Source organism: Idiomarina seosinensis, assembly GCF_003987275.1.
GTDB classification, from domain to species: Bacteria; Pseudomonadota; Gammaproteobacteria; order Enterobacterales; family Alteromonadaceae; genus Idiomarina; species Idiomarina seosinensis.
The window spans coordinates 62,450-76,275 of record NZ_PIQF01000003.1 but is presented as its reverse complement, the minus strand read 5'-3'; the positions used below and the strand labels follow the sequence as shown (position 1 = coordinate 76,275).

At 46.8% G+C, this 13,826-nt stretch carries 12 protein-coding genes; all 12 read right to left on the bottom strand.

What is annotated here, in order from left to right; genetic code table 11:
- Positions 1-51 precede the first annotated feature (51 nt).
- Entirely contained in the window at positions 52-939 is an 888-nt protein-coding gene (locus tag CWI81_RS09515; protein WP_126785093.1) for a hypothetical protein, read from the bottom strand.
- Positions 939-1,484, bottom strand: a complete 546-nt coding sequence (locus CWI81_RS09510) for a hypothetical protein (protein WP_126785092.1) — start codon at positions 1,482-1,484, stop codon at positions 939-941. The genes CWI81_RS09515 and CWI81_RS09510 overlap by 1 nt, the downstream gene beginning before the upstream one ends.
- The gene (locus CWI81_RS09505; RefSeq protein WP_126785091.1) at positions 1,465-2,028 is read right to left on the bottom strand and encodes an RNA polymerase sigma factor; all 564 of its coding nucleotides are present in this window, start codon (positions 2,026-2,028) and stop codon (positions 1,465-1,467) included. The genes CWI81_RS09510 and CWI81_RS09505 overlap by 20 nt, the downstream gene beginning before the upstream one ends.
- Before the next feature lie 140 nt (positions 2,029-2,168).
- The gene (locus CWI81_RS09500; protein ID WP_126785090.1) at positions 2,169-3,440 is read right to left on the bottom strand and encodes an inorganic phosphate transporter; all 1,272 of its coding nucleotides are present in this window, start codon (positions 3,438-3,440) and stop codon (positions 2,169-2,171) included.
- Between the two features lie 12 nt (positions 3,441-3,452).
- The gene (locus tag CWI81_RS09495) at positions 3,453-4,133 is read right to left on the bottom strand and encodes a TIGR00153 family protein (protein ID WP_126785089.1); all 681 of its coding nucleotides are present in this window, start codon (positions 4,131-4,133) and stop codon (positions 3,453-3,455) included.
- Between the two features lie 109 nt (positions 4,134-4,242).
- Positions 4,243-6,162: a methyl-accepting chemotaxis protein gene (locus CWI81_RS09490; protein WP_126785088.1), complete on the bottom strand. Its 1,920-nt coding sequence runs from the start codon at positions 6,160-6,162 to the stop codon at positions 4,243-4,245.
- A gap of 106 nt (positions 6,163-6,268) precedes the next feature.
- The gene (locus CWI81_RS09485) at positions 6,269-7,048 is read right to left on the bottom strand and encodes a DUF481 domain-containing protein (protein WP_241970412.1); all 780 of its coding nucleotides are present in this window, start codon (positions 7,046-7,048) and stop codon (positions 6,269-6,271) included.
- A gap of 86 nt (positions 7,049-7,134) precedes the next feature.
- Positions 7,135-8,199, bottom strand: coding sequence for a class II fructose-bisphosphate aldolase (gene fba / locus CWI81_RS09480; protein ID WP_126785087.1), 1,065 nt, complete (start codon positions 8,197-8,199; stop codon positions 7,135-7,137).
- Positions 8,200-8,226: 27 nt separating this feature from the next.
- Complete coding sequence (locus tag CWI81_RS09475; protein WP_126785086.1) at positions 8,227-9,408, bottom strand: phosphoglycerate kinase; 1,182 nt, start codon at positions 9,406-9,408, stop codon at positions 8,227-8,229.
- Positions 9,409-9,442: 34 nt separating this feature from the next.
- Positions 9,443-10,456 (bottom strand): erythrose-4-phosphate dehydrogenase, encoded by a 1,014-nt coding sequence (gene epd, locus CWI81_RS09470; RefSeq protein ID WP_126785085.1) that lies wholly within the window; start codon positions 10,454-10,456, stop codon positions 9,443-9,445.
- Between the two features lie 2 nt (positions 10,457-10,458).
- Positions 10,459-12,456 carry a transketolase gene (gene tkt / locus CWI81_RS09465; RefSeq protein ID WP_126785084.1) on the bottom strand — a complete coding sequence of 666 codons (1,998 nt, stop codon included), beginning with the start codon at positions 12,454-12,456 and terminating at the stop codon, positions 10,459-10,461.
- A 103-nt stretch (positions 12,457-12,559) separates the two neighbouring features.
- Positions 12,560-13,705 carry a methionine adenosyltransferase gene (gene metK, locus CWI81_RS09460; RefSeq protein WP_126785083.1) on the bottom strand — a complete coding sequence of 382 codons (1,146 nt, stop codon included), beginning with the start codon at positions 13,703-13,705 and terminating at the stop codon, positions 12,560-12,562.
- Positions 13,706-13,826: the final 121 nt, after the last annotated feature.

The window sequence follows — 13,826 nt, the reverse complement described above, 5'->3', positions numbered from 1 at the left end:
GAAACTCGGCAGCCTGTCACGGCTGCCGAGTCGGGTTGTCATTGACAAAAATTAAAAATAGTAAGGTTTTGCGGTTTCTAACAAAGCCTCTGCATCGTCGGCTGTCTGACAATTGTTAACGTCGCTCTTCCGGAATACGTAAACTTTATCACGCTGTTCATCGGTGTCGGCGCTAGCCCCTTCGATAACAAAACTAATAAACTCATCATCTGGCAAGCCTTTTAACGTAGCACCGTAGTTACAAAGAGTCTCTGCGATCAAGCTTTCGGCTTTCGCTAACTTCTGGTCCAACGTCTGCCGTTGTTGCTTCCGAGCTTGCTGCTGCTGTTCCTTCAGTTCCTGTTTCAGCTCATTAGCTTGCTGCTGTATCTTAGCGCGACGTTCACGCAACTCTTCCAGCTGCTGCTGTTGCTGCTCCAGTTGTTGTTGCAACTCTTCCGTCCTCTCGCTATCAGCATTGCGTAACTCAAATTCAGTGTCACGCAGCTCTCGCTCGATATCCCGGATCTCCCAAGCCAAATCGCGTTGTTGCTCGGTCAATTCAAACCATTCGTCCGAATATTCACCGCTAAGCTTACTCAAGATTCGGTGTGCACTTCGTAATCCCTGCTCAACCACTACATCTAATTGTAAATCTCGGGCGAACTCTCCCATTTCAGGTGCATCCGGAGGCATAGGCGGCTCAGGAATATCAGGCCGGACAAAGTGCCATGAAGACGCCCCCAAACGAGTGCGGAATATTACCCCCTGATCGCGCAGGTAAGTGTACTCAAAGGAAACCAGCTTAGCGGTTTCTTCCTTATGCTGCTTTGCTGCCGTTTCTAATATACCACTGAAGATTTCTAGCTGGTTCTGCAAGCTCTGATAAGGTTGCTGAGCCTGCCCGCTTTGACTAAACAGTGCCGCTGATACTGCCGCTGCTAATAACCATTTTTTCATTATTCATCCTCCAACATTGGGATAACTGATTGTGCACTGGCACGTTGTAACTGCTGTGCATAAAAGCTGTAGTCTTCTTCACGAGTATCATTCACGTACTCTACAAGTTGCTGAATATCGTCTTTTCGCTCCTCGCGGTTAGTTGCCAGGATATACGTAGCTAACTGCGTAGTAGAAGTAGACAACTGCTCACGAAAGTCACTGCGTAAATCTTTATTGTGCTGCGCCAGGCGTATTTTTTGCTGCTGTTCAAATACATTCAAACGTTCATTAACCTGCTGCTCCACTTGCTCCGCAACCATCATATCTATACCTGCCTTGTAGTCTTTGACTACCGCCAATGATACAGCCACACATGACAGCGCAAAGGAGGCAAAGATCAGCGACTGCATGAACCAGCTGGGTCGTTGTTGTGCCCGACCATAACGCCGAATAATTGCTTCGCGATCCCATTCGGGGGGCTCGACCTGCTCGTTATATTGTTGACCCGCCTGTTGTAACCAGCTTTCAAATCGCTGGTCTTGGTTAGGATGCTTGTTGCTCATAATCGCCCTCCAGGTACACCTTTAACTTTTCCATTCCCGAATACAGTCGGGACTTAATGGTATTTTCTGAATCCCCCTGCTGCTCGGCAATTTCTCGAGTCGTTAATTGACGAAAAAATTTGGCTTCGATGACCGTTCGCTGTTCGATCGGTAGTTGCTGCATAGCGCGCAGCAATTGCTCTTGCTGCTGCTGTTGTCCATAACTCTGTTCAGGATCGCTCCAGCTATCATTAGCCGGCTGGTCATGTTCTTCCTCAGTCCAGCTGTGTTGTTCTTTACGGCGTCGATAAAACTCCACGCAGCGGCGATGAGCTATTGTCATTAACCAGGGTTTAAAAGGATTATCCGGATTCCAGCCTGGTAAGCTTTTAAATACGCTGGTAAACGTTTCTTGTAATAAATCCAACGCATCATCGGCGTTAGGAAGCATACGTATTCCGTAGTGATAGACCAGTTTTTCATATCGCTTGACCAAACTTACCCATGCCTTAGCGTTACCATTTAACGCCTGATGGACCAGTTTTTTATCTGTTTTTATAAACACGAGCTGTCATATCCATGAATTTGTATACAGAGTCGATAGTGGCGGGAAAAAAGTTTGATGAAAAGAATATTTTTTTTGATTTTAGTACACACATAAAAAAAGCCCCGTAAAAACGGGGCTTCCATTTACAACGTTCGTTTTTAAGCAACGCCGAATATGGCTTTTAATAGGTAGAAGAAGATTATCGACATAATAGCGCCAGCAGGCAGAGTAACTACCCACGAAACAACAATGTTTCGAACAACACCTAAGTTAAGCGCTGCAATACCGCGCGCCATACCAACACCTAGCACTGCACCGACCAGGGTTTGAGTGGTCGAAATTGGTAGTCCTGTGCCTGATGCCAATACCACAGTGGTAGCGGCAGCAAGTTCCGCTGCGAAACCACGGCTTGGTGTTAGATGGGTAATTCCTTTACCAATCGTTGCGATAACTCGCTTACCTAACATTGCCAGACCAAGCACGATACCGACGGCACCAACCGGCAATACCCACCAGGCCAACGCAGCTTTCGACGAAATTTCGCCGTTGTTAGAAACAATGCTTACCACAGCCGCCAGTGGGCCGATAGCATTGGCAACATCGTTGGAACCATGCGCAAAAGCCATGGCACAAGCGGTAACCACCATCAGTACCGCGAACACCTTCTCAACGTTGGTGTAGTGCATTTCCTTGTCATCGGAGGGGTTAAACTTAAGACGCGAAATTGCTGCCTTACCAATGACAAATACCACTACGGCGATAGAGATAGCCCATAGGTAACCCTCTAAAGTTCCTAAGTCCAGACCAACGTGCTTTAAGCCTTTTTTAATCGTGACCAACGACAATACAAAGCCGGCTAAGCCCATGTAATAAGGTACATAACGCTGTGCCTGTTTCAGCGGGTTAGTGCGATCAAATATGAGCTTTTGTGCGCTCATAAATATCAGGTAGGCGATAAACCCGGAAATGGCCGGGGTCACTACCCAGGAGCCAACGACACCGCCAACTTTTGCCCACTGCACCGACTCCATACTCACACCGATTGCCGAGAAACCGACAATCGCACCAATAATAGAGTGCGTGGTTGATACTGGCCATCCCAGAAAAGATGCGATTAACAGCCAAACACCCGCCGCCAGCAACGCAGAGATCATACCAAATACGAGTAATTCGGGCTGGTCTGCATAATAGGCGGAATCAATAATTCCTTTGCGAATGGTCGACGTGACTTCGCCACCGGCTAAATAGGCGCCCGCAAACTCAAATATCATCGCAATCAAAATAGCTTGCTTAATGGTCAGGGCTTTCGAACCTACCGAGGTGCCCATTGCATTAGCAACATCGTTAGCACCTATACCCCAGGCCATAAAAAAGCCAAAGACGGCCGCCATGATCACCAGGATCATGCCATAAGAAGAAATAATATCCATCAGTCGCTCCCGTTACACTCGCGCTAGCATGAGTTCGAAGCGTGCGCCGACACGCTCTGAGAGATCGGCCAGATCACCGACCCAGTCCAGAATGCGGTATAAAAACATTGCATCCAAGGGGTTCATTTCGGTTTCGATTTTGCGAAGATCTTTACGCAACTGAATTTGTAGGTTGTCGGTATCAGCTTCGATAGCATCGAGTTCAGCGATAAAGTTATTGACTAAATCACGCTCGCGCCCTTTAAAACCGGTTTCTAACAAATCATCAAATTCGCCAATAGTTTCTTTGGCTTTTTCGGTGGCGTCCAGACAACGGTTAAGATAGGCATCAAAAGCTTCAATCATTGGCTCTGGTATTTCCAACTCACGGCCTGTCATCAGCCCAGCAATATCTTTAGCCTTATTAGCAATACGATCCTGTTGCGAGACAAGTTCCAACAAGTCAGTACGTTCAACCGGCATAAACAAGCCGCCGGGCAAATTCAGTCGAATCTTACGTTTTAACTCATCGGCCCGCTGTTCATGCTTGACGACTGATTGACGCGCGGTTTCAGCTGCCGCCCAATCTTTTGCATATACAGCTTTGAAAAACTCCTTGAGTGACTCAGCGCAATAATGAACCTCTTCCATGTGTTCTATCATTGGTTTTATCGGGGATTTAGCGAATACCCCCAGAAATGAATTTACAGACATATAAGGTCCTTAGTTTTTAGCCAATCATAGCTGCCGCGAATGTTAGCTAAATCTTAGTACAAAAGGAACCGTTAAAAAGACAATTTTATGACCTGTAGAGCGCTTACCTTTAACGTCCAAACACTTGATCAATTTTTTGTTGCTGTTGATCAGCCTGCTGTTGAACTTTTTGTAACAAGTCAACCGACCCATTCAGGCTATTAACCAGCTGCGACATCGTTTGCTCAAAACGCTGAACATGATCGGACTGAGCCGACACAAGCTCGAAAGCCGTATCGACTTGAGCGGAAGACGATGAGGCTTTTTCCCCCATTTCACTCAATGCATCCGCCAAATTAGTAACCTTCTGCCGTTGTTCCGTTGCCGCTGATTGAATTAAAAGGTAGTTTTCGTCCAGACTCTCCGAGGCGCCGGTTAAACGCGTTAGTATTTGCTGCACTTCTGACAGCGATTGATTAGTTTGGCTTGCAAGCTTACGCACTTCATCAGCAACCACCGCAAAACCACGACCATGCTCCCCTGCTCTTGCTGCTTCGATAGCTGCATTTAAGGCGAGTAAGTTTGTTTGCTCGGCAATAGAATTTATCACGGTTAAGATATGGTTTACCTCGGTGACCGATGTTGCCAGCTCTTTCACCGATAAGCTTCCCTTTTCAATAAGCCGCTGTGCCTCCGCCGAGGCTTGCTCGAGGCCGGTCGTGTCGGCTTCACTGCGCATCACTGATTGACTGGTTGCCTGCGCATTTTTTTCCAGGACTTCAAAACGTTGGATCAGTTGCTCACTTAGCTCAGATAGTTGCTGTAATTGCTGCATGTTTTGGTTAGCACTTCGACTACTACCCTCGCTGCTATCAGTCACTTGTCGAATTTCATCGGCAATGGTATTCAACGCTCCTTTTACTACTTTCATTTGTTGCTTTTTACGCTGTTCTTCTTCCGAATTAATAGTCAGTAACGTGTTAAAGCTTTCGGCTATTTCGCCCATTTCGGACCGCGCTCCAGAACTCGGTAGTGATTCCATTTGTCCTTCCTGAACGAGCCTCTGCATCGCATCTCTAAGTGTTCTTAATGGACTAAGAACCATACGTTTCATTAATACAAAATTCGTCAAGGCAAAGACAATTAACAAAGCGACCAAACCCACGATAGCCCATTTAATCTGGGTTAAAGTGTGTTGCTGTTGTTGTTCTATTGCCTGCTCCGACAGCAACGCTTTTTCCTGAAGCAACTGGATATCAGTTTTAATTTGCACGAGAGCCTTAGTTCGTTCTCCCACCAGCTCCTGAGTTTGCTTAAGTTCGCCCGGGTACCGCCTGGTTAAACTTGCTAACTCGCTAATAATTTTTTCTCCTAAATCACGAGCTTCTCGTTGCACCAACATCATTGATTGGTCCGGCAACTCTTCCATGACTCCTAACAGCGGCAACGCTTCAAGAGCCGCAATTGATCGTTCAATAGTCTCCAGTACGGGTTTCACATCTGCTTCTTCATTACTATCAGTCAGCTGTTCGCGCTCATGGATGAGCTGAGTTATATTTTGTACGAGGTCACTAGCAAGCGCGAGATAAGCTCTCGCTACTTCCGGTTGTTCGCTATAGCCTTGCTGTGCATAGTCAATCAGACTGGAGACTTCATTGGTTAGTGAGCGTTCAGCATTAGTAACCAAGCCATTACTCTGGCCTGCTAATTTGCCGACAGCACGATAATCTTGTGCGATTCGCTGTTGTAATGTCCTGACTGCATTACTCAAAGGAGCGGCCTGTTGTAACTCCATCTTGTGTAATTTTTTGTCAACGACCTGAAGTAAGTCCGCAGCCTGATTTAGCTTTATGGTGTCGCCGGACTGAAGATAGTTAGTCAGAGCAGCCACGACACCAACTTGAATTTGTTGTTTAATTTGCTGAAAAGATTTTTGCTGTTTACTCAGCTGGTTTAATTGGACGTTACTCCAAAGTAAAAGTGCCAGAAATAAAACTGAAACTAAAGAAACGGCTAGTGAGGAAAGACGACTGAAACTTGATACGCGCATCGATATCTAAAGCAAATAAGTTAATATCGAAAGCCTACCAATTTAATATGACATTTTTATTAAAAAGCCCGCCATGAGGCGGGCTTTGGGAAGCGTTGCTTAATAGTCAGAAACTATACACAATGGTTACTGCAGTTTCAGTATCCAGTTTTTCAATAGTTTCGTTAGCGACATCAGAGTTATGTGTTGCAGATAGCGATACTTTTAGCGCCAGAGAGCTATTCAGATTCGATGATACAGATGCTTCGGCACGACTTTTCGTATTATCTTCGCCAATTTCAGAAGACAGCAATGCATTGAACTTTGCATTTTCGGAAATTTTCCAATGTGCACTTCCGGCCAAACGGAGAATTGCAGACCCTTCAGACTCCTGCGGCACACCGTCGATAATTGGTTTGGACCAAGCGTAACCAGGACCAACCTCATAATCGGCATAGATATCGTCGCTGTAGCGATAACGTGCACCGTAACCAACCGCTAACGTGCTTTGATACTCATAACCACTGTACTCGTCTTCTTCGTACGAGCCAAAAACAAACAGTGAAGACTTACTATCTGCAGAGAATTTATAGTTGCTCTGGACTGATAAAAACAAATTATCGGCAGTCTCAAAAGTTTCACCGGTGTTTTGGTCTTCTTGCTCTGAGGTATAATAATCTAAAACACCTTTATGGCGCCATTTTTTGTAATCACGAGACACATCGAACTTGGCTTTCAAGCTCTCAGTTTCTGTGTTACCGGTCGTAAACAACAGGCCAAACTCAGCACTTGCTTCCCATTCTTCAACTGTTTCAGTATCTATATCATCCGCGTCATCAAACATTAACGTTTGAGCATTAACGGATACAGGAAACAACAAGCTGGCCATTAAAATCGATAAGCGCACACAAACTCCTACTGGGGATTTCCCATGGTTGATCGCTTATTCGATCAACCATGACTACAAATGAACAAACTACGATGTATTTTACGTTACTTTACAACGGCCTTCAAATCACCGTTTTCGTATAGTTTGAACATTTCTTCCAGTGAAATTGGCTTTATTTTGCTGGCCTGCCCTTCACATCCGAAAGCCACATAACGGTCTTCACAAATTTTTTGCATAGCATCAGTTGCCGCTGCAAAATATTTACGAGGATCGAAGTTTGAAGGGTTTTCAGTTAAATGCCGACGAATAGCACCCGTCGAGGCTAGACGCAGATCGGTATCGATATTTACCTTACGAACACCGTTCTTAATGCCTTCCTGAATTTGTTCCACAGGTACACCGTAAGTCTCTGGAATTTCGCCACCATGTTCGTTAATGATCGCTAGCCAATCTTGTGGCACTGAAGATGAGCCGTGCATCACCAAATGGGTATTCGGAATGCGACGATTAATCTCTTTAATGCGGTCAATCGCCAAAATATCGCCCGTTGGTGGACGAGTAAACTTATAAGCACCGTGTGAGGTACCACAGGCAATTGCCAATGCGTCCACTTGCGTTGCTTTAACAAAGTCGGCCGCTTCTTCTGGATCCGTTAACAACTGCTCATGCGATAGCTTGCCTTCCGCACCTACGCCGTCTTCTTCGCCCGCTTCACCGGTTTCCAGTGAGCCAAGGCAACCCAGTTCACCTTCGACAGAAACTCCGCAAGCATGTGCCATAGCGACTGTCTGCTGTGTTACCCGAACATTGTAATCATAGTCAGCCGGAGTTTTACCGTCTTCCAACAAAGAACCGTCCATCATTACGGATGAGAAACCTAGCTGAATCGAACGCTGGCAGACCGCAGGTGATGTACCATGATCCTGATGAACAACCACCGGAATGTCTGGCCACTCTTCAACCGCTGCTTGAATTAAGTGACGCAGGAAAGGCGCTCCGGCATATTTACGAGCACCGGCAGAAGCCTGCACAATAACTGGGCTATTCGTTTTCTGTGCGGCCTGCATAATGGCTCGCATTTGCTCTAAGTTATTAACGTTAAACGCTGGCACGCCATAGCCGTTCTCCGCGGCGTGGTCCAGTACTTGTCTTAATGACACTAGGGCCATAATTTTGTCTCCTTAATAATTGGGCGATTAAGCGTCTTTTGCGCGTTGTTCTAAAATTTCAACAGCCGGTAATTTTTTGCCCTCTAAAAACTCGAGGAAGGCACCACCACCGGTAGAGATATAGCTCATCTTATCAGCGATACCGTATTGATCAATTGCCGCAAGGGTATCGCCCCCGCCAGCGATTGAAAAGGCATCGCTATCGGCAATGGCATTTGCCATTACTTCGGTACCGTTACTAAAAGCCTCAAATTCAAACACGCCAACCGGACCATTCCAAACAATAGTTCCGGCGTTTTTTAATTTTTCGGCTAATGCTTTTGCCGTATCCGGACCGACATCAAAAATCATATCGTCGTCTTCGACTTCTGAAACCGGTTTTGTTTCGGCTCGCGTGTCAGCACTAAATTCTTTTCCGGTAACAACGTCCGTTGGTAACGGGATTTCAGCGTTTTTCTTTTCTGCTTCCACCATTAAGCGTTTAGCTTCTGCCATTAAGTCTGCTTCATACAGGGATTTGCCGACAGCATGCCCTTGAGCGGCGATGAATGTGTTGGCGATTCCGCCACCCACGATCAGTTGGTCAACAATACCTGATAACGACTCCAACACGGTTAATTTAGTCGACACTTTCGAACCACCAACAATGGCTACTAGCGGACGTTTTGGATTATCCAATGCTTTACCGAGGGCGTCCAACTCGTTAACTAGTAACGGACCGGCGCAGGCAATCGGAGCGTACTTAGCCACACCGTGCGTTGAGGCTTGCGCTCTATGCGCGGTGCCAAATGCATCCATCACATAAACATCGCAAAGGGCTGCTAGCTGTTTAGCCAGTGCCTCGTCGTTGCTCTTTTCACCGACATTAAAGCGCACGTTTTCAAACACCACCAATTCACCTGGCTGTGCCTCGACACCGTTTAGGTAGTCGTTTTCTAACCGCACTGGCGCTGACAAAGATTGCTTTAAATAATCAACAACCGGCGCCATCGAAAACTCACTTGAGAATTCACCTTCGGTCGGCCGACCGAGGTGCGACATCACCATAACTGCAGCACCTTTATCCAGCGCCAGCTTTATACTGGGCAACGCTGCCTTCAAGCGGGCATCAGATGCTACCTTTCCGTCCTTTATCGGTACGTTTAAGTCTTCGCGGATAAGAACTCGTTTTCCGTTTAGATCCAAGTCTGCCATTGCTAGTACTGACATGGGTTTCCTCATATTTACTGAAATTAAAGCCTGATTACAGAGTCGCTTTCATAACGCAGCTGGTGTCCAGCAAGCGATTTGCAAATCCCCATTCGTTATCACACCAGCATAATATTTTTACTAACCGTTTGTGACTAACACGCGTTTGGGTACCGTCAACAATGCAGGAGTGGGGATCATGATTAAAATCTATTGATACTAATGGTTCCTCAGTATAGTCGAGGATCGTCTTTAGATCGCTTTTCGAGGCTTGTTCAATCACCTGATTAATTTGCTGCAACGATGCGTCACTATTCAGTGTTACGCTTAAATCCATAGCGGTAACGTTAGTGGTAGGAACTCGTACAGCAATCGCTTCGAAGCGCCCCTTTAAACTCGGTAAAATACGCTCAATACCTCGCGCCAACCGGGTATCGACCGGAATGATTGAGCGACCCGCAGCCCTTGTACGCCGCAAGTCTGGGTGGTAAGCGTCAATCACTTGCTGGTCGTGCATCGCTGAGTGAATAGTTGTTACCGCTCCAGAGTCTATCCCGAAAGCATCGTCGATCAACTTAATCACAGGCACGATGCAATTTGTGGTACAAGAACCGTTTGAGACGATGGCGTGTGAACTTTCTAACTGGTGGTGGTTGATACCATAAATTGCGGTAAAGTCGACGTCAGGCTTGCCCGGATGCGAAAATAGCACTCGTTTTATGCCATGTTGTAGATAACGTTGCCCATCTTCCTGACTGCCGTATACACCAGTGCAGTCGATCACCAGATCAATTCCATGGGCGCGCCAGTCAACGCCATCGATATCAGTTTCGTGAGTGAGCGCAATACTGTCATCACCCACGGTAAGCTGATCGTCAACCTGATTAACAGCCGTTTTAAAACGGCCATGACTCGAATCGTATTTTAATAAATGCGCTATGGCTTTAGAGTCCGCAGGTTCATTAATCAAAACCACCCGCAGTTGATCACGATAACCATTTTCGTACAGGGCTCTTAAGCAACTGCGGCCGATCCGACCAAAGCCATTAATGGCGACATTAATACTCACAACTACCCCAGTAACGCATTGGCTTTTTCTACGGTGGCTTCGACCGTAATATTAAAGTGTTTGAACAAATCACCAGCAGGAGCTGATTCGCCAAAACTGTTCATGCCAACTACAGCGCCATTGAGCCCGACGTACTTATACCAAAAGTCTTCAATAGCAGCTTCAACAGCCACTCGCTTGGTAACCGCAGCCGGTAAAACTTGTTCTTTATAGTCAGCAGATTGCTGTTCAAACACATCGGTTGATGGCATCGACACAACTCGGACAGAATTGCCCTGTTCGGTCAGTTTTTCAGCCGCTTGGACAGCAATATCAACCTCTGATCCGGTAGCGATTAAAATAAGCTCCGGGGTGTCGTCGCTGTCACGTAAGACATAACCGCCCTTAGCAATATCGGTTAACTGCTGATCACTACGCTGTTGTTGTGACATACCTTGGCGACTAAATACCAATGCGTTGGGTGTTGTCTTACTTTTTAACGCTTCAGTCCAGGCAACCGCAGTCTCTACCGCGTCACATGGGCGCCAGCAATTAAGATTCGGTGTCATTCGTAAATTAGCAATCTGTTCAACTGGCTGGTGAGTTGGACCATCTTCGCCCAAACCAATAGAGTCATGGGTGTAGACAAAAATTGACGGCTGCTTCATTAACGCTGACATGCGTACCGCATTGCGTGCATATTCCATAAACATTAGGAAGGTCGCGCCATAGGCTTTAAATCCGCCATGCAAGGTAACGCCATTAATAATTGCCGACATGGCAAATTCACGGACACCATAGTAAACATAGTTGCCACTTGCGTCGTCCGCAGTAATACCTTGAGCACCATCCCATAAAGTCAGATTAGAGCCTGCAAGGTCAGCTGAGCCGCCTAACAACTCGCCCAGCTCCGGGCCAAATTTATTTAATGTGTTTAGTGACGCCTTACGGGTAGCTGGATTATCCGGGTTTTGTTGTAGTTGTTTGGCAAACTCGGTCGCTAGTTGATCAAAGTTGCCCGGTAATTCACCATTCAGACGTCGCTTCAGTTCGGCAGCCAGCTTCGGGTATTCGTGCTCATAAGCCACCCAACGCTTATTCCAGCTGGCCTCGATGGCGTCGCCACGGTCTTTGGCTGACCACTGCTGATACACGTCGGCCGGTATCTCAAATGGCCCATGCTGCCAGCCCAGTTGCTCGCGAGTCACTTTAATTTCATCGTCACCTAAAGGCGCGCCATGACAGCTTTCTTTACCCTGCTTATTAGGAGAGCCAAAACCAATAACGGTCTTGCAAATAATTAGCGTCGGCTGCTGCTCATTCGCCTGTGCCTGTTCAATCGCTTTCTGAACCGCCGCAGAATCGTGCCCATCAACCCCAGCAATCACTTGCCAGTTATAGGATTCAAAACGTTTCGCGGTGTCGTCGGTAAACCAGCCTTCAACCTCACCGTCGATGGAAATTCCGTTATCGTCGTAAAAAGCAATTAACTTGCCCAGACCCAGGGTACCGGCCAGTGAACATGCTTCGTGAGAGATACCTTCCATCAGACAGCCGTCACCCAAAAAAGCATACGTGTGGTGGTCAATAATGTCGTGACTTTCGCGATTAAACTGAGCAGCTAAGGTTTTCTCGGCTAGTGCCATGCCCACGGCGTTAGCTAAGCCTTGACCCAGCGGGCCGGTGGTTGTTTCAACGCCCGGCGTATAGCCATATTCAGGGTGGCCCGGTGTTTTTGAGTCGAGCTGACGGAATTGTTTTAAATCGTCAATGCTCAGTTCATAGCCGGTTAGATGCAGCAAAGAGTAGATCAGCATTGAGCCGTGGCCATTAGACAAGACAAAACGGTCACGATCGGCCCAGTTTGGATTATTGGGGTTGTGCTTTAAGTGGTCTCGCCAGAGAACTTCAGCAATATCTGCCATTCCCATTGGTGCTCCGGGGTGGCCGGACTTAGCTTGTTGTACCGCATCCATACTTAGAGCACGAATAGCATTAGCGAGATAACGACGATCTGACATTAAAAAACCCCCAAACGGTGAGAAGCGAACCTTGATGCGCGTATTCTCCACATTTCGGGGGTTACAAGCAAATTTAATGCGTATTTTGTAAGCAGCTAGCGGGCTAGATATCCGCTTTTAGTATCTCCGCTTTATCGGTCTGTTCCCACGGGAACTCATCCCGACCGAAGTGCCCGTAACTGGAGGTTTGCCGATAAATAGGGCGTTCCAGATTCAGCATTTTAATTAACCCGTAAGGGCGCAGATCAAAATGACGACGGACCAATTCAATTAAAGCCTGCTCATCGTGTTTAGAAGTACCAAAGGTATCAATACTAATCGATGTGGGCTGCGCAACACCAATAGCGTAAGAAACCTGAATTTCACACCGTTCACAGAGGCCAGCTGCGACTAGGTTTTTAGCCACATAACGGGCTGCATAAGCAGCACTGCGATCCACTTTGGATGGATCTTTGCCGGAAAATGCACCACCGCCATGACGGGCCATACCACCATACGTATCAACAATAATTTTGCGCCCGGTTAGGCCACAGTCGCCCATAGGACCGCCAATCACGAAGCGACCGGTCGGGTTGATATGAAACTTTGTTTCTTTGGTAATCCACTGCTCCGGCAACACAGGTTTAAGAATTTCTTCCATTACCGCTTCCCGAAGCTGCGGCTGAGTAATGTCCTGATGGTGCTGAGTGGATAGAACGACAGTATCAATCGCAACAGGCTTGCCATTTTCGTAGACAAACGTCAGTTGGCTTTTAGCATCTGGCCGTAACCAGCTTAGCGTACCGTTTTTACGCATTTCAGACTGGCGTTGTACCACTCGATGAGCGTAAGTAATTGGTGCTGGCATTAACACTGAAGTTTCGTTCGATGCATAACCAAACATAAGCCCCTGGTCACCAGCGCCCTGCTCTTCTGGATGTTCTCGATCGACCCCCTGATTGATATCGGCACTTTGCTTTCCGATAGCATTTAGTACCGCACAAGAGCCGGCATCAAACCCCATATCAGAATGGGTATAGCCAACATCTTTAATCGTATTTCGAGTTAGCTCTTCAATATCGACCCAGGCATTCGTCGATATTTCTCCGCCTACCAGCACCATGCCGGTTTTGACATAGGTTTCACAGGCCACGCGAGCTCGTGGATCGTCGGTTAATATAGCATCCAAAACTGCATCGGAAATTTGATCTGCAATTTTATCCGGATGCCCTTCAGAAACTGATTCTGAGGTAAACAGGTGACGTGACATATGTCTACCATTCCTTTATTTTGATTAAAGCGTTAATTACTTATCGAGTAATGTAACCGATCAATTATTTTTTTTCTACTTCTGGACGTCTAAAAGTCCTGACTTTGGGTGAGAACACATT

What these genes read in the sequence shown, in the direction of transcription:
- CWI81_RS09515 (WP_126785093.1), bottom strand. Translation starts at nt 939, where the DNA reads ATGAAAAAATGGTTATTAGCAGCGGCAGTATCAGCGGCACTGTTTAGT.
- CWI81_RS09510 (WP_126785092.1), bottom strand. Translation starts at nt 1,484, where the DNA reads ATGAGCAACAAGCATCCTAACCAAGACCAGCGATTTGAAAGCTGGTTA.
- CWI81_RS09500 (WP_126785090.1), bottom strand. Translation starts at nt 3,440, where the DNA reads ATGGATATTATTTCTTCTTATGGCATGATCCTGGTGATCATGGCGGCC.
- CWI81_RS09495 (WP_126785089.1), bottom strand. Translation starts at nt 4,133, where the DNA reads ATGTCTGTAAATTCATTTCTGGGGGTATTCGCTAAATCCCCGATAAAA.
- CWI81_RS09490 (WP_126785088.1), bottom strand. Translation starts at nt 6,162, where the DNA reads ATGCGCGTATCAAGTTTCAGTCGTCTTTCCTCACTAGCCGTTTCTTTA.
- fba (WP_126785087.1), bottom strand. Translation starts at nt 8,199, where the DNA reads ATGGCCCTAGTGTCATTAAGACAAGTACTGGACCACGCCGCGGAGAAC.
- CWI81_RS09475 (WP_126785086.1), bottom strand. Translation starts at nt 9,408, where the DNA reads ATGTCAGTACTAGCAATGGCAGACTTGGATCTAAACGGAAAACGAGTT.
- tkt (WP_126785084.1), bottom strand. Translation starts at nt 12,456, where the DNA reads ATGTCAGATCGTCGTTATCTCGCTAATGCTATTCGTGCTCTAAGTATG.
- metK (WP_126785083.1), bottom strand. Translation starts at nt 13,705, where the DNA reads ATGTCACGTCACCTGTTTACCTCAGAATCAGTTTCTGAAGGGCATCCG.